This is a genomic window from Dongshaea marina, assembly GCF_003072645.1.
In the GTDB taxonomy this organism is placed as follows: domain Bacteria; phylum Pseudomonadota; class Gammaproteobacteria; order Enterobacterales; family Aeromonadaceae; genus Dongshaea; species Dongshaea marina.
Map to the genome: position 1 here is coordinate 2,602,870 of NZ_CP028897.1, position 24,307 is coordinate 2,627,176.

19 protein-coding genes, 4 tRNA genes and 1 pseudogene are annotated in these 24,307 nt (G+C 48.0%); 17 read left to right on the top strand and 7 right to left on the bottom strand.

Annotated elements, in window-relative coordinates; all coding sequences use genetic code 11:
* Positions 1-215: 215 nt before the first annotated feature.
* A complete protein-coding gene (locus tag DB847_RS12445) occupies positions 216-1,040 on the bottom strand; it encodes an outer membrane protein OmpK (protein ID WP_108650998.1) in 825 nt (274 codons plus the stop codon).
* Positions 1,041-1,800: 760 nt separating this feature from the next.
* Here DB847_RS12445 and DB847_RS12455 point away from each other — a divergent pair.
* From DB847_RS12455 to DB847_RS12485, 7 genes are all read left to right on the top strand, one after another.
* Positions 1,801-2,160, top strand: coding sequence for a hypothetical protein (locus DB847_RS12455; RefSeq protein ID WP_108651000.1), 360 nt, complete (start codon positions 1,801-1,803; stop codon positions 2,158-2,160).
* A gap of 202 nt (positions 2,161-2,362) precedes the next feature.
* A tRNA-Met gene (locus DB847_RS12460) sits at positions 2,363-2,439 on the top strand.
* Between the two features lie 65 nt (positions 2,440-2,504).
* A tRNA-Met gene (locus tag DB847_RS12465) sits at positions 2,505-2,581 on the top strand.
* A 61-nt stretch (positions 2,582-2,642) separates the two neighbouring features.
* Positions 2,643-2,719 (top strand) — tRNA-Met (locus DB847_RS12470).
* A gap of 62 nt (positions 2,720-2,781) precedes the next feature.
* Positions 2,782-2,858, top strand: a tRNA-Met gene (locus DB847_RS12475).
* A 932-nt stretch (positions 2,859-3,790) separates the two neighbouring features.
* Positions 3,791-5,026, top strand: a complete 1,236-nt coding sequence (locus DB847_RS12480) for a GGDEF domain-containing protein (protein WP_108651001.1) — start codon at positions 3,791-3,793, stop codon at positions 5,024-5,026.
* Positions 5,023-5,319: a DUF1496 domain-containing protein gene (locus DB847_RS12485; RefSeq protein ID WP_108651002.1), complete on the top strand. Its 297-nt coding sequence runs from the start codon at positions 5,023-5,025 to the stop codon at positions 5,317-5,319. Before DB847_RS12480 ends, DB847_RS12485 begins: the two co-directional genes overlap by 4 nt.
* 90 nt (positions 5,320-5,409) lie before the next feature.
* Here DB847_RS12485 and DB847_RS12490 read toward each other — a convergent pair whose 3' ends face one another.
* Together DB847_RS12490 and DB847_RS12495 are read right to left on the bottom strand one after the other, a co-directional pair.
* Positions 5,410-6,060, bottom strand: coding sequence for a MarC family protein (locus DB847_RS12490; RefSeq protein WP_108651003.1), 651 nt, complete (start codon positions 6,058-6,060; stop codon positions 5,410-5,412).
* Positions 6,061-6,475: 415 nt separating this feature from the next.
* Positions 6,476-7,249: a methyltransferase domain-containing protein gene (locus DB847_RS12495; RefSeq protein WP_108651004.1), complete on the bottom strand. Its 774-nt coding sequence runs from the start codon at positions 7,247-7,249 to the stop codon at positions 6,476-6,478.
* 82 nt (positions 7,250-7,331) lie between these two features.
* On the opposite strand from DB847_RS12495, the gene elyC reads away from it, so the two are divergent.
* The 5 genes from elyC (at position 7,332) to DB847_RS12520 (ending at position 11,902) form a co-directional block, all read left to right on the top strand.
* Positions 7,332-8,138 carry an envelope biogenesis factor ElyC gene (elyC, locus tag DB847_RS12500; protein ID WP_108651005.1) on the top strand — a complete coding sequence of 269 codons (807 nt, stop codon included), beginning with the start codon at positions 7,332-7,334 and terminating at the stop codon, positions 8,136-8,138.
* Positions 8,139-8,196: 58 nt separating this feature from the next.
* A complete protein-coding gene (gene tpiA / locus DB847_RS12505; RefSeq protein ID WP_108651006.1) occupies positions 8,197-8,949 on the top strand; it encodes a triose-phosphate isomerase in 753 nt (250 codons plus the stop codon).
* Between the two features lie 347 nt (positions 8,950-9,296).
* Positions 9,297-10,259: a 6-phosphofructokinase gene (gene pfkA, locus DB847_RS12510; RefSeq protein ID WP_108651007.1), complete on the top strand. Its 963-nt coding sequence runs from the start codon at positions 9,297-9,299 to the stop codon at positions 10,257-10,259.
* A 127-nt stretch (positions 10,260-10,386) separates the two neighbouring features.
* Positions 10,387-11,103: a sulfite exporter TauE/SafE family protein gene (locus tag DB847_RS12515; RefSeq protein WP_108651008.1), complete on the top strand. Its 717-nt coding sequence runs from the start codon at positions 10,387-10,389 to the stop codon at positions 11,101-11,103.
* A 97-nt stretch (positions 11,104-11,200) separates the two neighbouring features.
* Positions 11,201-11,902: a glutamine amidotransferase-related protein gene (locus tag DB847_RS12520; protein ID WP_108651009.1), complete on the top strand. Its 702-nt coding sequence runs from the start codon at positions 11,201-11,203 to the stop codon at positions 11,900-11,902.
* Positions 11,903-12,636: 734 nt separating this feature from the next.
* On the opposite strand, the pseudogene uvrB reads toward DB847_RS12520, so the two are convergent.
* From uvrB to DB847_RS12535, 3 genes and pseudogenes are all read right to left on the bottom strand, one after another.
* Positions 12,637-14,642, bottom strand: a pseudogene (gene uvrB / locus DB847_RS12525) (excinuclease ABC subunit UvrB).
* Between the two features lie 113 nt (positions 14,643-14,755).
* Entirely contained in the window at positions 14,756-15,559 is an 804-nt protein-coding gene (locus tag DB847_RS12530) for a sulfite exporter TauE/SafE family protein (RefSeq protein WP_159084587.1), read from the bottom strand.
* Between the two features lie 291 nt (positions 15,560-15,850).
* The gene (locus DB847_RS12535) at positions 15,851-16,054 is read right to left on the bottom strand and encodes a hypothetical protein (RefSeq protein ID WP_159084588.1); all 204 of its coding nucleotides are present in this window, start codon (positions 16,052-16,054) and stop codon (positions 15,851-15,853) included.
* 465 nt (positions 16,055-16,519) lie between these two features.
* Here DB847_RS12535 and DB847_RS12540 point away from each other — a divergent pair, with 465 nt between their 5' ends.
* The 5 genes from DB847_RS12540 (at position 16,520) to DB847_RS12555 (ending at position 22,258) form a co-directional block, all read left to right on the top strand.
* Complete coding sequence (locus DB847_RS12540) at positions 16,520-17,269, top strand: hypothetical protein (protein ID WP_159084589.1); 750 nt, start codon at positions 16,520-16,522, stop codon at positions 17,267-17,269.
* Between the two features lie 54 nt (positions 17,270-17,323).
* Positions 17,324-17,953, top strand: coding sequence for a hypothetical protein (locus DB847_RS24395; RefSeq protein ID WP_159084590.1), 630 nt, complete (start codon positions 17,324-17,326; stop codon positions 17,951-17,953).
* A gap of 497 nt (positions 17,954-18,450) precedes the next feature.
* On the top strand, positions 18,451-19,506 hold the full coding sequence (locus DB847_RS12545; RefSeq protein WP_159084591.1) for a TcfC E-set like domain-containing protein: 1,056 nt from the start codon (positions 18,451-18,453) through the stop codon (positions 19,504-19,506).
* Positions 19,500-20,852, top strand: a complete 1,353-nt coding sequence (locus tag DB847_RS12550) for a CS1-pili formation C-terminal domain-containing protein (RefSeq protein ID WP_108651014.1) — start codon at positions 19,500-19,502, stop codon at positions 20,850-20,852. Before DB847_RS12545 ends, DB847_RS12550 begins: the two co-directional genes overlap by 7 nt.
* The gene (locus DB847_RS12555) at positions 20,849-22,258 is read left to right on the top strand and encodes a hypothetical protein (protein ID WP_108651015.1); all 1,410 of its coding nucleotides are present in this window, start codon (positions 20,849-20,851) and stop codon (positions 22,256-22,258) included. Before DB847_RS12550 ends, DB847_RS12555 begins: the two co-directional genes overlap by 4 nt.
* A gap of 156 nt (positions 22,259-22,414) precedes the next feature.
* Here the strand turns inward: DB847_RS12555 and mrdA are convergent, their stop codons facing one another.
* Entirely contained in the window at positions 22,415-24,304 is a 1,890-nt protein-coding gene (mrdA, locus tag DB847_RS12560; protein ID WP_108651016.1) for a penicillin-binding protein 2, read from the bottom strand.
* Positions 24,305-24,307 lie beyond the last annotated feature (3 nt).

Genomic DNA, 24,307 nt, shown 5'->3' on the forward strand with positions numbered 1-24,307 from the left:
GGCAGTATTATACCCGAAGCCAACTGCTGCGGCTACGCATAGCTGATAGAAGCAAGACTCTTTTGCAAACCGGAAATCGGTTGAAATTAAGACAATTGATAGATGTGAAGTGGGTCGACAAAGAAGTAGGTCGAATTAGCGAGCAAAGCGGAGTCCATCACGGACCCCGCTTTGTCTTAATTGATGGTTTGTTATCCTAATCTAGCGATCGCTAATCAGAATTTATAGCCAATGGTGTAGTACTGACCCCAGCCGGTTGCGTTGTCTTTAATGTTATAGACATTGTTGTAGTACTTAAAGTCGACCGCAACAAACCATTTGCCCATGTTGTAACTCATACCATTAAGGATGGCGAACGAGTAGTTGTTTGAGAAATCACTCTGGCCAAAGTCATAATCAAAGTAGCCGTGGAAGTCGAAGTAATTGCCATTTTTTTGCTCAGCAAACTTCTTGAACCAGTTACCGCCCACATAATATCCGTTCCAACCTTCAGCTGCAGGAGTAAACTGATCTTTTCTCACTTGGCGGAAACCGGTGTTGATCTTAAATACATCCATCCCAGGAACGTCCAGATTCACTCCCAGACCATAGTAATTGTTCCAAGTAGTCGATTGAGCATTAATCAATCCAAACAGGAACCACTCCTTGATGGGACCAACAGAGAGGTCTTTGCCGGTCAGCTTATCAATGGATAGACGAGGCAATAACTTCACAAATACGCTGTCTTGGCCATCATGAGCAGTCGATTTTGAATCATTCAGAATATCCAGCAGGTCCGCGTAACCATAGAAGTCCAGCGCACCACTCTGGCCGCCAAACTCCAGCTCACCATAGGTGTCTTTTCCTGAGCCAGGCTTGTTATTCTGGTTACGCATCAGCTTCAGGTTCATCCACTGATAATCATTGGCATGAATGTCTGTGGTGGCTTGTTGCTGCGCCTTAGCAGGCGCAGGTGCTTCGGTTTTGGTGGTGGTCGCAGCAGAAGCGGTTGCAGATGCCATAGCTGCAGTAAGCACAGAAAGAGCGAGAACTTTTTTCATATTATATTGTCCAACTTTGATCAGTTGTGGTGAATTCACGCAAATAGTAGTCAGCAGACTTTTTAATGACAAAATGAAAAAATCAATTTATTGCTACCGATCACACTTTTAATAAATAATCCTTCCATTATGTGATCGTTCAAAGATCCATGTTAATCCTTGGTGACTCAAAATTGGTTAACTTTAAAGCAACCCTTTATCAAAAAGATCACTTGGTTGCAGCTTTTTGTTGATAAAGGCCATGATTAATTGCAGAGCTGATTAAATATTAAACAGAGATTCCAAAATAACTGCCGCTTTGTTCCGCCACACGATCAATAAAGCTAATTCTCTTAAAACACGCTCGACTCCTATTGTTTATAGAGAGGGTTACAGGTATTTAAGCTCGGTTGCTGTTATTGGTTATATCTCAGATCCGTTGCTCATACAAAGGTGTCCTGATTTCAAGGTCACCAACCTTCTGTCGCAGGGATGCGCCAATAGAGATCCCATGGGTAAGTTGCTTTCGCAGCAACGCACGTGAAGCAGGAAGCTGAGCTGGGAAGCAATCTCATGGCAGAGATGCGGATTCACAGTGTCGGTGATGATTGAACCAGGCATCAACAACAGATGTCATACACAGCCCTTGCTTGATCACCTGCAGCTCGTCACCTTTTGCCCCATTGGCATACTTTGTCACAAACTTAGCCAGGGCTGACACAGTTTTGTTGCAACTTATCGCTTTAATGGCCAGCACTCAGAATCTAACAGAGTTGTCTGAATGAATTTTTTAAAAAAAACCGCCTTGATCGCAATGGTCGCCCTCTGTTTCAGCTCGTTCGCTGAAGCAGCAGACACCACTGCCACAATTGAACAACCCGTCGAAATAGTAAACCCGAGCACCACAGCCAAGGTCACTAATCTCCCCGTCGCCTCACAGGTCACATCACCCACAGATAATCAGGAGTGGCCCCTCATTCCCTTAGATATTGCCCTCATCACCCTGGGAGGAGTTGCACTTGCAAACCATGCCTCAGGAAGCGATAAACCAAAGGATAGTAATCAGCATCTGCTTGAAGAGGAGCTTGTAGAAGAAGAGATGCATTACCACTTCAATCAGCACGAGCCGGGATCTGCCTAAGACCCCCCTACCCATTAGGATTGGCCAGGGATGGTCATCCCCTACTCTCCGCCTCCCCTTAAAATCACCCTAAAAGTAGCTATTTTTGCCGAATATGCAGGCAAAGGGATTAAATAAGCAGCAAACAATCTTCAAATGGCAACGAAATCGATCACAAGGCTTGTAATGGCCAGGGGGGCTGCGTATAGTGCGCTCCATCGGTCGCGGGGTGGAGCAGTCTGGTAGCTCGTCGGGCTCATAACCCGAAGGTCGTCGGTTCAAATCCGGCCCCCGCAACCAACTTCTGAAAGCAAAGATGCAGATTTGATTTTGCTCTGGGCCAACAGAAAAATCATAAATACAGTCGCGGGATGGAGCAGTCTGGTAGCTCGTCGGGCTCATAACCCGAAGGTCGTTGGTTCAAATCCGGCTCCCGCAACCAATTTATGAGGCAAAGGTCAGACTCGCTCTGCCCTGTGCGAACAAAAAATCATAAAAACAGTCGCGGGATGGAGCAGTCTGGTAGCTCGTCGGGCTCATAACCCGAAGGTCGTTGGTTCAAATCCGGCTCCCGCAACCATTTTATGAAGCATAAGGTCAGACTCGCTCTGCCCTGTGCGAACAAAAAATCATAAATACAGTCGCGGGATGGAGCAGTCTGGTAGCTCGTCGGGCTCATAACCCGAAGGTCGTTGGTTCAAATCCGGCTCCCGCAACCAATTCTTCTATATCCCACAGAAAATTAATTCATCGGGCTCAGCTCCCTATAAACCACGCGAAGGTCGTTGGTTCAAATCCGGCTCCCGCAACCCATTCTTTTATATCCCACAGAAAATCAATACATCGGGCTCAGCTATCTATAAACCACGCGAAGGTTGTTGGTTCAAATCCACCTCCCGCAACCCATTCTTTTATATCCCACAGAAAATTAATTCATCGGGCTCAGCTCTTTATCACCCACGCGAAGCTTGTTGGCTCAGATCAGGCTCCCGCAACCAATTCTTTTACACCCCACTGCAAATCAATTCATCGGGCTCAGCTCTTTATCACCCACGCGAAGCTCGTTGGCTCAGATCAGGCTCCCGCAACCAATTCTTTTACACCCCACTGAAAAACAATTCATCGGGCTCAGCTCTTCATCACCCACGCGAAGGCCGTTAGTTCAAATCCAACTCCCGCAACCCATTCTTTTATACCCCACAGAAAATCAATTCATCGGGCTCAGCTCCCTATAAACCACGCGAAGGTTGTTGATTCAAATCCACCTCCCGCAACCAATTCTTTTACACTCCACTGAAAATCAATTCATCGGGCTCAGCTCCCTATAAACCATGCGAAGGTTGTTGATTCAAATCCACCTCCCGCAACCAATTCTTTTATATCCCACAGAAAATTAATTCATCGGGCTCAGCTCTCTATACACCATGTGCAGACCTTTGGCTAAAACTTGGTCTGTGACAACTCACCTCCTGCTCAATATCACAGCAGAGGGTACAAGCTTCCATTGAGTTCTCACCAGAAGCAACTTCGCCCTCCTGAAGCGATACGGATAACACTTTAAAAAAATATCTGATGACTCTCCTATAATTTATTGAAATAAGTACAATACTTATTGATAAATCATAGTGTTAGCTAAATAACGAGGTTATTTGTGGATCAACCAGCATGGTTAAAAAAGGAGCCCCGTAAGAAGGAGTCAACTTGGCTGTACCTGCTTTTTCTGCTGTTTGGCATAGTTGCCATTGCGATGCCCTTTGTGCAATCACACTATATTTACCCAAAATTTGTCGAGCAACTCCTGAGACACACCGAGAGCCAGGCTTACCACACAGCAACCCACATGAGCCGGGAGATCCTTACCGATAATCCAGAAGGTAAGCTTAAGCTAATTCCAAAAATCCAGACCTACCTCAGACATGCCGCCCAGGATTACAACCTGTGGAAGGTGAAAGTATTTTCCTCAAGTGGCGAAGTGCTCTATTCCTCGCATCAGCGGGATATTGGAACTTTTAACCGCCACGATTACTTTCATCAGAAAGTCGCCAAAGGCCAAAGTTATAGCAAGGTCGTGAAAAAAGAGTCCCCCAGCCTGGAGGGGGAACGAGTAACCAGTGATGTCATCGAAACCTATATCCCGATCATGCGCCAGGGGCAGTTTTTAGGAGCTTTCGAGCTCTACTACAATATCACCACCAGCAAGGCATCCCTGGATCAACTGGTTAAGCGCTCCAATAATCTCTTGTATATACTGTCGGGAATCATTCTGTTGATGATTATTCTGGTACTACTGGTAGTCCGTCACCGGCTAAGAGAAAGAAAGCTTTATGAGGAGACACTGCTGCAACTGGCGAGTAATGATGAGCTAACCCGGATCTATAACCGTCGCTACTTTACCAATTTTCTTGAGTGGGAGATCAAAAAATACCAGCGATACCAGCACCCCTCCTGTGTGATCCTGTTTGATCTTGACCATTTTAAGAGAGTGAATGACAGCTTTGGGCATCAGGCGGGAGATGAAGTACTGATTGCCGTTTGCCAAAACTGCAAAAAGTTACTTCGCCAAAGTGATATCCTGGCACGTTATGGTGGTGAAGAGTTTATGATCTACTTACCAGAAACCGATATAGAGCAGGCACTGCAAGCCGCAGAAAAGCTTCGACACAGCGTAGAAGAGATGCAAATTACCTATCAGGGACAAGCTATCGGGGTGACGATTAGTGTTGGTGTCGCCTCCCTGACCGATCTTAAGCCCTTAACGGTTGATACCCTGATCAGCGCCGCCGATACAGCCCTCTACGCAGCTAAGAATAGCGGTCGGAATCGGGTTATTTACAACCGACATGCCGCAAGCCATAGTTCAACATCCTCCCCGGGAGCCATATCATGAAAAAACTCTTAACCCCTCTCCTGCTGAGTGTAAGCCTTGTTACATGCAGCGCGGTGGCAAATCAGATCAAGCTTGAGGGTGATATCAGCTCATTGGTCAACCGACCCGATCTTAAGGATATGTGTCTTTATAAAGGGCAACCCTACTCTGTTGGCTCAGTGATCCAGGCCGGTGAAAGTGGAGTCCTGTTACAGTGTGGCTATAAGGTGAAAAAAACCAGTCCGGATACCATCGCCAGTGCCGGAGAGATCAAACCGGATCGCCCACAGTGGGTTATCCTGAAACAAAATTAAGGTATGAAGAGATGTTACGATAGGGAAAGCCTTAACCTATAAGGAGCGATTATATTCCCTGATCCTGGTTAAGGCTTTTTCACAAGATAATCAGGGAAGATTTGGAAACAGCATATATGCGCCATGGATCCCAACGATCAACATCTGCATCCCCATCACTGCCAGGATCAGCCCCATCATCCGACTGATGAGTTTAATCGCTCCCTTACCAATAAAGCGAACCACTTCGGTACTAAAGCGAAACACCAGCCAGGTGATAAAACAGGCCACGGCAAATGAGGCGATGGTACAGGTCACTCCCACGATCCCGGCATCTGCCGAATAGCTCATCGCCACGGCAATCGCCCCTGGGCCACCAATCACAGGCGTCGCCAGAGGAAAGAGCGCAATACTCAGCGCACTATTGAGACTCTCTTCGCTATCCTCATGGCTGGGCACAGCCACCGAATTGTCTTGGCCATTGAGCAACTGGAAACCACACATAATGATCAGCAGTCCACCTACGATACGAAATGCGGGCAAGGTGATACCAAATAGAGTAAAGATAAGGTTGCCTAATACACAAAACAGGGCAACTAACACAAAACCGATCACGATTGACTGGGTTGCGATCCTGTTTTTTAAAGGCCGCTGCAGGTGACCGGTCAATCCTAGAAAAATGGGAGCCGTTGCCAAAGGGTTGATCATCGCAAACAGGGCGACAAAGGCTGACAAGCTAAACGAGATGTAGTGTTCAATCATAAGGTTCCCTGGGCAAAATTAAGTATTTTCTTTCGAAAAACACCAAAAACCACAGGGAAAATACCACAGCCATTGTTATTTTTGAATCATTATGCGTTATTCAGGCATAAGCATGGCAATCATAATGGCACCACCCTTTCAGCAAGGGCGCACTAGAGCATTTTTGGTTTAATCCGGGTCGTTATTCGCGACGCTCAAGTTCAAGTGCTGCTTTGAGCTTTGTTAAGCTGACCTTCCGCAGCAAGGGCGGAGTTGCAATGCAAGGTAGCGAGAAGCAGGGAGGCTGAACTGGAAAAGATTATCAGGGAGGATAATCGCTGCAGTAGAGCAACATGGATGTGACTTGCGAGTCAGCGATCAAAGTCAAAGCTGCTTTCATGAAATGAACCGGTTTACTCGGAAAACGCTCTAGCTTCTAACTTTTTTTAGCCATAAAGTGCATATAGCGCCCTAGGGATGCGTATGGTTCCTCCCGACAATAGCGCAGCTCCATCTCAAACAGTGTCTCGGATTGCTCACGCCCAACCTCAGGGTGGCGCATATAATCGTAGATCACCCGAACCCCGGTCTTACCTGAGATCGTAAAGCCAGCTCCCTCAAGCCAGCTTGCAACATCCTGGGGACGTTGTGGATTATTCGGCGTAAGCTTTTGAGTCTTACGGGTCTTAAGGCCTCGTTCGATGTAGTCAAAGTGTCCCATCAGCAAGCTGTGATACAACAAACCATCCCGGTTATAGAACAGCAATGAAAGATCCCCTCCCTCTTTTACAAAAGGATAAAGATATTCGAGGGTTGTTTCGGGATCTGCGAGCCACTCAAGAACCGCATGGCACAGCACCAGATCAAAGGGCTGCTTCAGGTGTTCTCCAAGCTCCTGGATCCCGCAATGCAGCAGGGTGATCCGCTCGCACAGGCCCGCCGCTTCAATCTGCTGGCGAGCGAGATCCAGCATCTCTGCCGACAGATCACAGAGCACCACCTGATGACCCAAAGTCGCCAGCTTTTGTGAGAAATACCCAAAGCCGCCCCCAGCATCCAGAACACGAAGAGGGCGGGTTCTGGTAGCCTGGTTTAAAATTTTCTGAAGGTCTTGCCACACCACCCGGGTTCGGATCTCGCCTTTTACAGAGCCATAAATATTCTTGGAAAATTTGTGTGCAATTCCATCAAAACATTGATCTTTAGGCATTTTATTCAGAAGTACTTCATTAAGGGGGCCTATTCTGACATAATCACCTCCAGGATAAAAATCATGACCCCGATAGGCTCAAATGTTCTGGCTCAAAAAACTGATCGGCACCCTGCTGATGCCACTCCCTTTCGCCCTGTTTCTGATCTTGATTGGCTTGCTGTTTCTTTGGCTCAGGCGTAAGAAAACCCTGGGAGCCCTGTGTATCATCCTGGCCTTTGTGGAGCTCGCCCTGCTTGGAACTCAGCCGGTAAGTAACCTGCTGCTGCGCCCGCTGGAACAGCAATACCCGGCATTTGTGCAACAGGCCAATCCCCTGAGTTATATCCTGGTCCTCGGCGCAGGCCATGTCAGTGATCCCAATATTCCGGCATTGAGCCGCTCCTCGGATGCATCCAGGGCCCGGGTGATGGAAGCGGTTCAGATCTGGCGCAATAATCCGCAAGCAAAAATTATTTTATCGGGTGCCGCCTTTAGCGATCCGGTGAGCGAGGCAAAAATCAACGCCAACATGGCTCACTCACTCGGAGTTCCACGCAGCCAGCTTATTTTGTTTGAAAACAACAAAGATACCGCAGAAGAAGCGCTGCATATTGCGCCAATGATCCAGGGCCAACCGACCGCCCTGGTGACCTCCGCATCGCATATGCCAAGAGCGATCCAGATGTTTCATCATGCCGGAGTGAAGCCGATTCCTGCTCCGACCTGGTATCTGGCCAAACAAGCACCCTACCCGCTTCCCCTGTGGGATAAACTACCCGACGCACGCTTTTTATACCGCTCAAGAGTCGCCATTCATGAATGGATCGGAATTGTCTGGTTAGATATCACCCAACTGTTCCACAGGGGCAACAATCTGTTTCATTCGGTAACGACGGGATCTATTTGACCCAATCGCCTGGGCTCTTATAATGGGCCCAGTTTAGACCATTAACGAGGATAGTCACATGAGACAACCATTGGTTATGGGAAATTGGAAGCTAAACGGCACCAAGGCCTCTGTAGAAGCGCTGATCAAGGGACTGGTTGATCCCGCAGCAAATGCAAGTAATGTCACCGTTGCTGTTTGCCCTCCGGCAGTTTTTCTCGATCAGGTTGAACGTCTGACCCAGGGAACTGCAATCAAGTTTGGCTCTCAAGACGCCGATATTCATGAAAACGGTGCCTTCACCGGTGAAAACTCCCCTGTCACGCTCAAAGAGTTCGGCTGTACTTATGCCTTAGTTGGCCACAGTGAGCGCCGTACCCTGCATGCTGAAAGCGATCAGGTTATTGCTGAAAAATATGCGGCAGTACAAAAAGGTGGTCTGCTGCCTGTTCTGTGTATCGGTGAAACTCTGGAGCAGTTTGAAGCAGGTCAAACCAACCAGGTGGTTGAAACTCAGCTCAAAGCGGTTATCGATCGCAATGGCGTTGAGTCTCTGGCTGATGCCGTCATCGCCTACGAGCCTGTCTGGGCTATCGGCACCGGCAAGACCGCGACTCCTGAGATCGCTCAGAACGTTCACGCCCACATCCGTAACTATCTGAAAGGTTTCAACGCTGAGATCGCCGCTAAGGTTCAGATCCTCTATGGTGGCTCGGTGAAGGGAGCAAACGCCAAAGGCCTGTTCGGTATGGAAGATATCGACGGGGCCCTGGTTGGTGGTGCTTCCCTGCAGGCAGATGAGTTTGCCAGCATCATCGAAGGTGCGAAGTAATCTGCTGCCCATAAGTGCAAGCCATAATGGAGCCCCGCCGGGCTCCATTTTTTTTATAACTCAATGCAAATCGTGATTTTTTTGCTATGCTCTTCAACCGGAACCAGTGGACCGAATGCAGAAATAAGATAAAAAACAGCCAGAAGCAGCAACAGAGTCGGCACTGAAACAGTTTGTAACTGTCGCAACAGGTGAGTTCACTCGTAAAATACACACAAAATCTCACTGCGACATATACTCACAACTAGAACTCATTTTTTAGTCAGTGAAAGAATTTATGCTCTGGATGGAGATCGTGAGCAAACAGCTTTTTACAACTTATAAATCAAAACATTTAGAGGCACACTATGGTTAAGAAAATTGGAATCCTAACCAGTGGCGGTGACGCGCCAGGAATGAATGCAGCGGTTCGTTCCGTTGTTCGCACAGCTCTGCATAATGATCTGGAAGTTTACGGTGTCTATGAAGGCTACCAGGGTCTGCATGAGGATAATATCGTTAAACTCGGCCGCCACAGCGTCTCAGACGTGATCAATCGTGGTGGTACCTTCCTGGGCTCAGCCCGCTTTCCTGAATTCAAAGAAGAAAAGGTACGCCTAGAGGCGATCGATAACCTGAAGAAGCATGGCATTGATGCTCTGGTGGTGATCGGTGGTGATGGCTCCTACATGGGGGCGAAGAAACTGACCGAGATGGGTTACCCCTGTATCGGTCTGCCCGGAACCATAGATAATGACATCGCAGGCACCGACTACACCATCGGCTTCGACACTGCCCTGAACGTGGTGGTTGATGCGGCCGATCGCCTGCGCGATACCTCATCTTCCCATAACCGGATCTCAATCATTGAGATCATGGGTCGCTACTGTGGCGATCTTACCATGAGCGCTGCCGTAGCCTCTGGTGCCGAATATGTGGTGGTTCCAGAGCGCGGACTGGATAAAGAGAGCCTGATCCGCCAGATCGATAACGGGATCCACAAGGGCAAAAAGCACGTCATTATCGCCATCTGTGAGCACATCACCGATGTCAATGAACTGGCCAAAGAGATTGAATCGGCCACCGGCCGTGAAACCCGCTCAACCATCCTGGGGCATATCCAGCGAGGTGGAACTCCAACAGCCCGCGATCGGATCATGGCAAGCCGTATGGGTGCCTTTGCGGTTCAGCTCCTACTGGAGGGCCAGGGCGGTCGCTGCGTTGGCTTGCAACATAACAAGCTGGTTCACCATGACATTATCGATTGCCTGGAGAACATGAAGCGCCCCTTCAACGAAGAGCTCTATCAGCTCTCAACCGTACTGTTCTGATCCATAGGCCCGGCCTGGGCCGGGCCTATGCTCTGTTGACGTTTTCAGGCCAGGAAACGTCAACAGAGCCTATATTCCCCCAAGCATTTTCACTATACTGGGTCATCCCCCGTTGTGAGACTCGGATATGCCTGATCCACAGCTGCTGCTCATCGCCAGCCTCATCACTCTGCTCGGCGCCTTTATTCAAAGTGCCATCGGCTTTGGTATGGCAATCGTCGCCGCGCCTGTGCTCTTTTATCTTGATCCACAGTTGATCCCTGCCCCACTGATCTGTGCGGCCCTGGCCAGCTGTGCCCTGAATATCTGGCGATTTCGCCACGCCCTGTCGATGAAGGGGCTCTATTGTGCCATTGGCTGGAGAATTCCCGGGACGATCGTCGGGGGTCTACTGCTGACGGTAGTCTCACAACGCATGCTCGGCCTGATGATCGCCCTGATGATTGGCATTGGGGTGGCAATAAGCCTGCTGCGCCTTTCGGTCAAGGCCACCCCGCTTAACATGGGGATCGCCGGATTTCTCTCGGGTGTGATGGGAACCAGCACCTCGATTGGCGGCCCTCCTATGGCGCTGGTGATGCAATCGGAGCAAGCCAATGCCATTCGTGCCAATCTGGCCAGCTTCTTTTTTATCAGCTGTGTGCTGTCACTTCTGATGCTCAGTTATACCGGCCATTTCGATGGCAAACTTGCTCTGTGGGGACTGGCCTTGATCCCCCCAGCACTATTAGGCAACGCTCTCGCCTATCTGGTGGTAGAGCGGATCTCTCCCAAGCTTCTTCACTATGCCACCATAAGCCTGTGTAGTATTGCCATGATCAGCATCCTGGTCCAGAGTGCCTAAATATCCAGCTGTCAGCACACAAATAGTACTTCTCCTCTATACCTGATGCTTTAAGCCTGATACATATGAGAGGTGTCAAATCGCTAAGGAGGAGCCGATGCGTCTTGGGATCTTAGATTGTGATCATATTGATGATCGAGAGAGTAATTATGGGGATTACTACTCCGAACGCTTTATTAAATGCCTCAAGCCGCGCCTGGCTGGCTGGACTTATTCAAGCTACCGGGCGATTGACGGTGAGTTGCCCTCTAGCCTAAGCGAGTGTGATGCCTGGCTCCTAACCGGGAGTCGCTATGATGCCTATGGTGATATCCCCTGGATCAGTGCCCTGAGTCGTTTTGTCGAGGAGGCTATCAATGCTGGTCACAAGATGGTCGGTGTCTGCTTTGGCCACCAGCTACTGGCCCAGGCCCTCGGAGGCCGGGTTGCCCCTTCCGAGTGTGGCTGGCAACTGGGCGTCCAGCATTATCAATTGCTGGCAAGTCGCCCCTGGATGTCAGGCGATGTTGAAACCCTGACTCTGCCGGTGGCCCATCAGGATCAGGTACAAAAGCTGCCTCAGGAAGCCAGTCTCCTTGCCCAAGGCGAATGCTGCCCCCACTTTATCTATGAATATCGCAATCAGATCCTCGGGATCCAGGGACACCCGGAGTTTGATCCGGCCTATCTTGAGATCCTGCTTGATAAGCTTTCAGATAAACTCACCCCGGAGCAACGTGAGCGAGGCCTGGCTTCTCTGGCCAACCCAAGGCTTGATTGTGAAAGGGTGCTCGACTGGATAGCAAACTTCCTGCGTTAAGGTGCAGGCTAGAGCATTTTCCGGATAAATGGGTTCACTCTCCATACGAGCCGCTTCGACTTTGAATGCTGACACGCAAGTCACATCCATGTTGCTCTACTGCAGCATCCTTGCTGCAGAAGGTCAGCTTAACAAAGCTCAAAGCTGCGCTTGAATTTGATGGGACGAATAGCGACCCTGATTAAGTCAAAAATGCTCTAAGTGTCGTTTGATTCAGCCTGGATTTATAGCTCGATAGAGCTGAGTCAATTAGGAGCTGCTCACCCGCTATCCATGCTGTTGAACTTAAGGCTCGCAGCTTGGCTCATGATCAACAATTCTGATATGCGGCAAAAATATCTGGCCGCGTCCCTCCCCCGTCACTGAGAGCCGAGGCTAGTCGTTCAACGTTCTTTTTTCGAGACCGGATGTCGAGCTGCGTAGTTCTGTGGAGGAGTGAAGTTGCTCCCAGAGCAAGGTAACGCGAGATAGGGTGAAAGTACCCCCAGGGTAATAGAACGAGAAGCAGGATGCTGAACTGGGAGAGATGACCGAGGGTGGTCATCATCGAGCTGGAGAGGTTTATCAGGGTTGATAAATTCACAGTACGAGGCGAGTTTTTGATTACTTTTGGCGATACAAAAGTAATGTGCTGCCAACACGCCAGCGATTATTCAGCAAAGCTGAAAATCATAGCACTGAGATAAGAAGCTTAGGCTCTTTGACATAAGTTACGTCATCAGAGCCTAACAGTACTAGCTATTTCGGATCACCAGCTTCTGCAGCTGCTGCACCTGGTCACGCAGGGCCGCAGCCTGCTCAAACTCCAACAGCTTGGCATGTTCAAACATCTGCCGCTCCAGTTTATCGATTTCGGCCAGTAGTTTATTGGCAGGCATCTGCCGGTAACGTCCCATGGCGCTGGCACTCTCTTTTTTAGCGCGAGCCTCATCGCTGGAGTCGCCGACATCCATCACATCGGTGACCCGCTTGTTGAGCCCTTTGGGGGTGATTCCATGCTCGTCATTATAGGCTTGCTGCAATTCACGACGGCGATCCGTCTCATCCATCGATTGGCGCATCGAATCGGTCACACGGTCGGCATAGAGGATCACCTTACCATTGATGTTACGGGCCGCCCGGCCAATGGTCTGGATCAATGAGCGGGTCGAGCGCAAAAAGCCCTCCTTATCCGCATCAAAGATCCCCACCAGCGAAACCTCCGGCATATCCAAGCCTTCACGGAGCAGGTTGATCCCAACCAGTACATCAAAGTGACCCAGCCTGAGATCGCGAATGATCTCAACCCGCTCCACCGTCTCTATGTCTGAATGAAGATAACGCACCCTCACACCATGCTCGGCCAGATACTCGGTGAGATCTTCTGCCATTCTTTTGGTCAATGTGGTTACCAGTACCCGCTCATCACACTCCACCCGGATTCGGATCTCGGAGAGCAGATCGTCCACCTGGGTCGATGCCGGTCGAACCTCGATTTGAGGATCCAACAGCCCGGTAGGACGGATCAGCTGCTCAATGACCTCATCACCACTGAGCTCCATCTCATAGGGGCCCGGTGTCGCCGACACAAACACCGCCTGGGGCATCTGGGCCTCGAACTCTTCAAAGCGCATCGGCCGGTTATCCAGAGCCGAAGGCAGGCGAAAGCCGTATTCAACCAGGGTCTCTTTACGTGAGCGATCCCCCTTATACATGGCTCCCAGCTGAGGTACGGTCACATGGGATTCATCAATGATGAGAAGCCCATCATCGGGAAGGTAATCAAACAGGGTCGGTGGTGGCTCGCCGGGAGCCCGGCCAGAGAGATAGCGTGAGTAGTTCTCAATTCCGGAGCAATAACCAAGCTCCTGCATCATCTCAATATCATACTGGGTACGCTCCCGAAGACGTTGCTCCTCAACCAGCTTGTTGGCCGATAGAAGCTGCTGACGGCGCTCGGCAAGCTCCTCCTTAATTGACTCGATGGCATTTAAGATCGTGTCACGGGGGTCACATAGTGGGTCTTAGGGTAGATAGTAAAGCGGGCAATCTTCTGCTCCACCTTACCGGTCAGGGGATCAAACAGGCTGAGCTGCTCTATCTCATCGTCAAAAAGCTCAATCCGCACCGCTTCACGTTCCGATTCTGCCGGGAAGATATCAATCACCTCACCGCGTACCCTGAAGGTGCCCCGCTCAAAGGCGGTGTCATTTCGCTTGTATTGAAGCTCAGCCAGACGCCTGAGCATCTGCCGCTGCTCCAACGTATCCCCGACCCTCAGGTGCAGCATCATTTTCAGATAGGAGTCCGGATCCCCCAGACCATAAATCGCTGAGACCGAAGCCACGATCACCACATCACGGCGCTCCAGCAGCGCCTTAGTGGCGGACAAACGCATCTGCTCAATGTGATCATTCACCGAGGCATCTTTTTCAATAAAGGTGTCGCTGCTGGGGACGTAAGCTTCCGGCTGATAGTAGTCATAATAAGAGACAAAATATTCCACCGCATTGCGCGGAAAGAACTCTTTCATCTCACCGTAGAGCTGGGCCGCCAGTGTCTTATTGGGAGCCAGGATCATGGTCGGGCGCCCGAGATTGGCAATCACATTGGCCATGGTGAAGGTCTTTCCCGATCCCGTCACCCCCAACAGGGTTTGGTGGGCCAGGCCATTATCCATCCCCTCACACAAACGCGCGATCGCCCCGGGCTGATCGCCTGCCGGCTCAAACTGACTGGTTAACTCAAACTGCCGCTCCATCCTCACTCCAACTGCCCCACCCGAAACTTTTTATTGTGAATCGATTGAGCAGGGAGAGCAAGGTAAATCCCGGGAAACATCCCTGTTATCTTTGTCCACCGGTAAAGCTAAATTTACAACAGCTGGTTCACCATAATCGCAAGATTGGCTGCAATTACCAGCAGGAACAGGCTATAGGTATGCTTATCACTTATCTTATGGCTGAGGTTCACCCCGACTCGACTACCAAGAAACCCACCCACTGCAATCATCAAAACAGCGGGAACAAAAATATAGCCAAGGGCGTAATGCACCTGAGGCGCCAGAGTCTGCTCTACAAATACGTAATTTAACAGTGCAGTAAAAGCCGTTACCGCCGAAAGTATTGAAGCCTGAGCCGCTGATTGGCGCATGCTTATCCCATGAAACTTAAGGAAAGGATTCACAAACAATGCTGTCCCTCCACCACTCATAGAGCCAAAAAATCCTGCAACAAGCCCAAGTAAGTTGCCTGGTAACACATGAGGCAATCTGTGCCTATGCTCTTTGCCTCTACCCAGCTTACTGAGCACTGATTTTCCCAGCACCAGCAGGGTAAAACAGATAAAAAAACACTTCAGATAATAACCAGAGATATGGACCCCCAACCAGCTGCCCAGGACTCCACCCACAGCAACCCCAATCACCAACCGCCTGGTTGTCTGAAGCTGTAGATCACCACCGGAGGCTCTATTCCAGCTCGAGCTGATAGAGTTCAGCAATACCCCTCCCAGGCAGGTAGCAACCGCAAAATGCATCACGGCCCCTTGTGGAATAGTGAGCATAGGTAAGATAACAACCAACAAGGGGATCCCGACCATGGCTCCCCCAAGTCCAAGCAGCCCGGAAAAAAAGCCGCATAACAGGCCTGTGATAGCAAGCAAAATAAAAGGAACCAATATAAAACCTCTGATGACAAAAGTTTCTTGTGTTATACACCAATGGGTTCGGACTTAATGAGACCTGAGCTCAATGGCTAGCTGATTTAGATAAAGGTATCGGGAGGGATGTGTCTGGCTCCACCCAAATACCACAGGCTGCGCGCTCCTAGGAGGATACCTTCAGAAAAAACGTGTCGAAGGCGATGTGCCACGACATACTGCCTACGTCTGGGCCAGCAACTAAAGAGTCACCTCATAAATTACAGAAGTCAGAAAACAGCGACGCCAGCCTTAGAGGAAATAACTGATTTAAGGATGCTCGCTCACCTGCAAGGCTCTTGAAATTTTACTCCGCTCCTTCATATAACGTTTTCCTTCAAACCCTGCATCTTTTAAACACCGACACATATCTTCATAGATCATGATCCTGGATGCCGTATCGACCCGCTCTCCGAGCTTACTTAGCCAGGCATATTGATGAAATCCCATATCTTGCTCCTTTGTTCTGCTCATTTCTGAATCTCATTCCAAGTTAAATTTATCGATTGAGCCACAAAATTTTCACTTCAAACAAAGTAGCATCCTTAAAAAATAGATCTACAAACTCACAATTAAAATGATCCACTTCAAATAAAATGAGCACCGAGGCATCACCCGTTAAGTCACACCTCTCGTACTACTTCTCGTTCTCTGATGAATACATTTCAGAGTAGATTATTAATGCGATAACGATACATCCTGACACCCAGGGGAACAGCCCGTCGCTGTTTCCTAAATCCGAGCTTGATATTGAATGCCCCCACCGAGATTCGGTATATATGACATACATCACAAATAATGATCAAGTCTTGAGTTTCATCGGTAAATAACTAGCATTAACCGGCTCAAGTTAAGAGCAGCCGCTCTGACTTTATTCTTTTCATACAGCTCTACGGAGTAGCTCGACACATGACTCATAGATTCTTGGTGAGTGCTTTTATGCTCTCTCTTACAAGCTTGTGCCTGCCCGCTTATGCAAGTTCAGGGGGCGGATTAGATGTCATGGGCCTTAATGCCTACTGGCCCTATGGGAAAACCCTATTCGCCAAAGAAGTGGCGAATAATAGTGACAGAACTTTATTTTTAAAGGCCAAGCTCTACAGCGCAAACTTCACCAAGGCAAATGCCCGGGGCAAAGAGAAGGACACACCGTTAACCCTCAATGAGCAGGTGATGAGCATCTCCCTGCTTAACCCTGAACTGATCGTCCCTCCACATCAAAAAGGTTATTTTCGGATGGTGATGCCCTCAGGTTATATCAAATCGAATCAGGATAACTTTTATCGACTCTCTATAGAGAACGATGTTGCAGCCCAAAAATCCTTTGAAAAAAATCACGGAATAAAGCAAGCAACCCAACTTGGAATACAGGTTACCCTGGGTTATATGGTGGCACTGATCGTACCCGCCTCTCACCCCAACTATGGGCATGTTAGCTTTCAAAATAAAAACCATCACTTAACGGTCACTAATAATGATAACTCGGTAGTCCGGGTAGACTTTGCCGGAACCTGCTCTCAGGCGGAAAAAGGCTCGCATACACTCTGCCCGGCTAAGGGGTATTTCAGTGTCGAGCATCTCATCTACCCACACCAGTCGCTCGCTTATTCTACCCAACATATTCATCCGGAGGTTCGTGTTGTTGTCAAAGAGGGCAACAACCAACAACACCATAGCTTTAGTAGCTAAGGCTATGGATTTTCATACCAAAAAGTTAAATCGATAGATTAAGGAAATACTCTCATGCCTTTAGTATACAAAAACATTAAGAGATGCATCTCCCTAGCATCATTATTATTAATTGCGTTCTCTTCCTCAGCTGCGCATGCGACGACACCAACTCCCGCTACATCTTCAACATTATCTGCCAATTTTACGATTAATGTTCAAGATGCTAAGCCAAGTCAAGACCCGCTACAGATAAGCTTTGGTGCTAGCGGGGATACATTAGAACAATCTACAAATATTTCTGAAACATTGAACTCTGACAATACGGTTGTCGTAGCACCTCAACAACCTAATTTATATATTTTCATGCAGCATCCCGATAAATTAGCGAATGGTTCAGTGTCATTAACTTTTTCTGAGTCAGGTAATGAAACATTGCCTCTTAGCACAGGAGGAAATGCTGACCTTGAAACTAAAGCATCAATTAAATGCCCTACCGGGACCACTAATTTTGACCTGAACAACTCAACACATAGGAGCTCTACACAAACACTCAACTTATCTACAAGTGCAACTGACACAAAGCAAGCTTGCACACTTAAAATAACACCTATAGCGACCTTAGGTCCACACGACAGTCTTCAAGTTGGTCAAAATATCTTAGCGAGTTACAACATAGTAGCTAATGGTAGTTTTAATAACTAAAAATCGGCCACAGATCATATCTATCTGTGGCTAAATAAAATATTTGTTTATTAACTGTAGTTCAAGGTGTCTAAATGAATCGTCGATATACTGCCTGTTTGCTTACAACCGGTTGTTTTGCTATTGCTGGTATTGCTTGGCATACTCATATATTGACAGGATTAGATACCAATACAGGTTCAATCACTAAAAGCCATCCCGTTAATACCACCCAAGATCCCTTAATAATTCATGGCAGCAAAGAAAAAAATGCTCAGGCTAAGGATGAACTTGGAAAAGTATTGGATAGCTCTCCTCGTGCGAGCTATCTAAAGTATTCTCGAATAGTGCCAATAGCCATCCCAGCTACAAACCTAGCAGAAAGGCCGCCTCTGGTTTGCACGAATAGCGGCACTACCCCATCCTCAAAACCCGAGAAGGCTCCTGCCCAAAGGCCACCACAGCACCAGCATACTGAGGCCGTGGGAGCTAATGCTGCGCCCTCTTTGACACAACCTATGTCAGGTATCGATCTGAGCTTAGTTCCCGAGGACTTTGTTCAGCTCCTTGAGACCCAGGGCAGTCAAGCGGATATCTATTATGCAAATAATAAACTGGGCAGTAGCCATTTCAGACTCCTTGGTCCAAAGGTGTCATTTGATTCTATAGACCCGATTCTCAACAGCATGCAGCTCAAGCCATCAGTGATTCGCTACCTGACTCCGATCCTCAAACAAGGGATTTCTGTTGGTAAGCTGATTCGCACTCAGGATGGTCAGCCCCTGTTTAAGGTCAGTGAGTTTTCATTAACCACCATGCGCGCCAGTCTGTGGGCAAGCCCTCACGCCTTTAAAACAACCCGGCAGGATAATCACTATCTTGGAGTGTCAAGCAGTCACTCTCTTGCCAACAGTGTCAGTTATGACAGCCTGTTTGACTACACGTTAGATAACAGTAGCGAGCAAAGTTATTACCTGAACCTTAAGGATCAGGCCAGCTACAGCAATAATCTTTTTACCGCTTCAGGCTTTGTTAATAGCAATCAATCCAATACAGATAGCAGCATTGGAGATCTCTCACTCACCCATCAGCTAAAAAGTCAGCAGGCTCAGTTTGGATTCTTTAGTGGCCTGTCATTTAATGATTTAAGTGGAAATTTTTCTTCCGCTTATAATGGCTCAGGATTTATCGCGACTTTGCGAAACTCAACCGAATTGCGTAAAGATAATGAGCAACAGGCCGCTAGCCCGATCCTTATATTTCTAAGCACTCCCTCAACTATACAGGTTTATCGCGATCAGCAACTGATTTCAGTACAAAAATTTGGGATTGGCAATCATCAACTCGATACCCGTGATTTCCCGTCCGGGATCTATGACATCAAGTTAAAAATCTACCAGGGCGGCAGGCTGAGCCGGGTGCAACGGGCCACCGTCTATAAATCATTTGATACCAGCGCTTTTAATGATGCAGGCTATAACTATAGTGTTTCTGCCGGCCTGGTAAACCATCAATATGGCTCACTGAATAACATCGATCTCCCCTATTTTCAGGGGGCGTACAACACTTGCTAGGAGACAGTACCGAGTTTAGTGCATCCGGCTATGCGGTCGACAATCTGCTGGTACCGGATCTTAACCTCACCTTCATGCTGCCCTGGCAATCTAGGATTGATCTTAACTGGGCAATTGATAACGCAGGAGGCGATCAGACCGTAGCCAACTTTTCAACCCAGCCCTTTGACTGGTCAACTTCTTCATTGAGCCTCAGTCAGACCAGGCAATCAGATAATCAGCTATCAAGCTTTACCAGCTCAGGTACCAGCTATGGCGTTAACCAGGAGTTTAGTTTACCCGTGCAATTGGGTGATCTGCAGTTTAACTGGAGCCGGGATCAACAACATGATCAATCCTACGGTATTCAGTATATGGTTTCGCTCTACAACAACCATGGACTGGATATTGAATTAAATGCAGGCATTACCCGCCAAGAGCAGCATGACAATCAGCAAGATAATGATGACATGAACCTGACCAATAGTGATTACACCAACCGCTCGATTGGGTTAACTCTTAGCTACAACTTTGACTATAACCAACATGATATGCTGCAATTTAATACCTCGAATAATAGCGGCTCCTCACATTACCAAGGGCAGGATTGGCGCGCCTCCTGGCAGCATAACTTTGATGACAGCCCGATCAGCAGCGTCAATACCAGCTACCAGCACTATGCCAGCAGTAATTCAGATAGCCTGGATTCTAATATTCAGTTCCAGGGACAAATGCTCCAAGGTAACCTGGACCCAACTCACTATTTCAGTGATGCGGATGGTCAGTCACAAAACAGCGTCAATGGCTCACTGTCAGGTAGTCTGGTTACCACAACTCAGGGGAGCACCCTGACCCATCATGAGATGGGTCACAGCGATGCAGGTTTATTTATTCACCTTGATGCCCCTAAAGGTTCAAGTCTGCAGCTGCATGCAGGGAATGAGCAACAACTCATCTACCCCGGTAATAACTTTATTGCACTGTCTGCCTATCAGAGCTACCCGGTCTATGTCACGGATAATCCCGACAGCCCGATCAATGTGAAATTTGATGCACATCAGCTAAGCCGAAAAATCACACTCTACCCCGGAAATGTGATCCCGATGACTATCCATGCCTGGCAGTATGCCGAGGTCTATGGCGAGCTCTATTACCACAATAAACCACTGCCAAATGTTCAGATCAACAGCCAAATGGGGCACACCTTTAGTAACCAAACAGGACTCTTTATGTTAGCCATTCATAAAAACCAGCCACAACTGACCGCCAGCCTTGCAGGTGGAAAGCAGTGTCAGGTAATACTGCCGAAGCAACGCCTCAAGGGCCAACACGCCGCCTATTGGCTGGGTCAATTGGAGTGTGAATGATGAAATATATTTTGAAGATAATGTTGGTTATTATGATAATTAACACCAAATATGTATTTGCAATCACTAGACATCACAATCAAAGCCAATCTGATATAAACTTAGGAAATCTCTCAATAAATTGCACTATTAATACCGATGGATCAAATAACTGTAGCACTTCAGATGGAGAAAATATAGATTTTATTAATGCTAATAGTAATATCAATTGGAGTGGTCAATCAATATCAAACATACCATCTATAACAAACATTGCAAATCAAAAAAAGCTTTTAGTTGCTAGTTACCCATCTGACAAAGATCATAATAGTAAACAGTATCCGGGATTCTTCTTATATTTCGGCAATGACTATGGATATGGTAATAAAAAGTGGGACAGCAATATAACTTTTTCAGTGAGTAAGGCTCAGGGTCAAATTATAACTCTATCTTCAACAAACAGAAAAACTTTTAACATAAATATCGGTCTAAAAGGATTAGGGATATATCAAGATGCGTATGATAAAGGTAAACATGCTGTAGTTGCTTGCGGGTGGAATGGAGCAGATATGCAGCAGCATGAGGTATCTAATTCTGGTAATATAGGAACGATAGACACAACAAACCAGTATTATTTATTAACTGATAACACAACTAGCTCATCAACAATGACGGAAGAAATTAAAAATGATGAGATTATATCCAACCTAAACCCTTGTAATGCGTTGATTTATAGTCAAAGCATTTATCTACAAGCATCTTCTAGTTCTGAGAAGTTAAAACTATTACCATCCGGGACGTATACAAGCAATTATCCACTGTCATTTAGCAATGTGAAATATGTTGTTTCAAAGTTTGATAGTAGCCAGTTTAACTTAAAGTCCACAAACCCTTTAAAAATTTCAATACAGTCTATTACTATTAACATTCTTGCTAACCATTACCTTGACCAAGCTGGCATCAAGCTTATGACAGGAAATACAATTAACCGGAGTTTTAACTGGGACTACGCGAGCCACTCATTCGAAGGAGACCAGGGGGGAGCAACTGACTCCATCCAGGTCAAGATCAAGCCCGGGCAAAATAGCCAGGGGATTGATCAAGATATCGGCTTGACCTGGTCTTCCCTGAATGATTCATCGAAGACTCCTTTCTTTACTGATAAACAAGGCCAAAAATTTAATATACTGGCAACTATAACCGATGGAGGGACAACTCTACCTCTGAACCCAGGCTCAGCAAAACCTCTTAAGCCGATAAGGCTAACTGGCTGCACACAACTAGATGGCTCGGGGTATTGTGCAAACCCTTATGAGATTGACTTCTCCATTCCTGTGAGCTCTGGTACAACGCCAAAACCATCAGCTACACCATATAGGGCACACGGGGTTCTCAAAATCTGGGGAGATTTTAACCCAAATAAATAGTTCTAAGGGTTGATCATCAAACCAACCTTTGGCCCTCCCCTGGCATCCCGCCTGAAGTCAGCAAACTGACAGCTTCGATAACTTGTCGAATTGAATTGAGGCTAGCGATCACCCAGGCTTGCGCTACTGTATATCCCATCGGATTTTCACAGGCCATTAGCTCCCTCCATTGGTGGAATCGACCTTACTGGTATTCAGGGGCTCTGACATTGCGGTATCAAGCATCGCCCTGGCGATATTCGCCGCGGGAGAATGACCATCCCCGGCGTTCTCTATAATGCTGACCACCAAAAATTTAGGTTTTTTAAAAGGCGCAAAAGCAACAAACAGGGCATTATCCTTGTGCCGCTCCTGTGTCACCTTGTGTGCTTTGTGATCAGTTTTTCGGCTCACCAGCTGTGCCGTGCCGGATTTACCACCCGCCTGGTAAGCCAGGTGAGCAAAAGCACGGTGCCCTGTCCCTGTCTTCCCCTGGATTACCATATACATCCCTTTGAGGGGAACCTGCCAGTCTTTCCTGTCTTTTAATTTGAACGGTGCTAAAAAGTGAGAGGGATCTGATCGAAAGCCTTGTGCCGTCACTGTCCCCTTGAGGATTTGCGGCACTACCCGCTTGCCATGATCAATCAAGATGCTAAAGGCATGCGCTAACTGCATTGGGGTCGCCGACCAATACCCCTGGCCAATGCCTACAGAGATGGTATCCCCAAGATACCAGGGTTGATGATAGCGAGCTTGCTTCCACTGACTAGATGGCAGGTTTCCTGTACGCTCTTCATCTATATCCACCCCTGTATACTGGCCAAACCCAAAGAGATGCATATACTGATGAATTCGCTTGATCCCGGCAAGGTATGCCAGATGGTAGAAAAAAGTATCTGCTGATTGCTCAATCGCTTTATAGACTGTCATCCAACCGTGACCCCAGGGCTCCCAGTCATAAAATTTGCGCCGTGAGCCAGGAATTTGAAAATAACCCCGGCCAAAGTAGCGTGTTGCAGGGGTGATAAGAGCGGAATCCAGCCCCATGATAGTCATCAGGGGCTTAACCGTGGAGGCCGGAGCATACACCCCCTGGGTCGCCCGGTTAATTAGCGGATTATTCTTATTGTGGATCAGCGCGCTGTATTTCTTCTCACTAATCCCATCGACAAAGCTGTTGGGGTTATAACTCGGGCTGGAAGCCATCGCCAGGATCGCCCCGGTCTTAGGATCCATGACAATCACAGCGCCACGCCGTCCCCCAAGCTCCTCCTGGGCCTTTATCTGTAGTCTGAGGTCGATATTCAGATAGATATCATGACCAGGGGTTGAGGGCTTTCTACTGATGGTTCGCACCACTCTCCCCACATTATTGACCTCGACCTCCTGGTAACCCACATGACCATGCAGCAGTTTTTCATAATACTTCTCAATACCGAGTTTGCCGATATCCCGGTTTGCAGCATAGTTTGTCAGTTGCCCGGTTGCCTTAAGGTGCTCGCGGTCCGTATCATTTATTTTCGCGACATAGCCTAAAACATGGGTGAGCAGCCCACCATAAGGGTAGTAACGCTCAAGGCGACTTTGAATACTGGCCCCGGCATACTCAAACTGCCGAACACTGAATCGAGCGACCTGTTGCATGGTTAAGTCGTCAGCCAAAGTCGCGGATTTAAACCCTGGCTGGTTTTTCACTTGCGCAAAAAAATGCCGAGCCTCTTCATCACTCAGACCAAGTAAGTGTTGCAGCCGCTGAACCTCGGCATGCAGCAGTTTTGTCTTTTGCGGGTAGATCACCAGAGAATAGGCGGGCCGGTTTCCCGCAAGTAAGATACCGTTTCTGTCGTAGATTAAACCACGGGAAGGCGCTATCGGGATCAGGCGAATTCTATTTTCCCGGGAGCGGGTCCGGTAAAGGCGATAACAGCTGATCTGCAGGTGCGCCAGATTGGCAAACAAAAGCACAAACAAGGCGATGACCAAGAACAATATTGCCCTCAGCCTCCGGGTGAAAATATCGCTCTCAGTTTGATGATGAGCCAGGCTGATCCCAAGGGTCTTCATCCC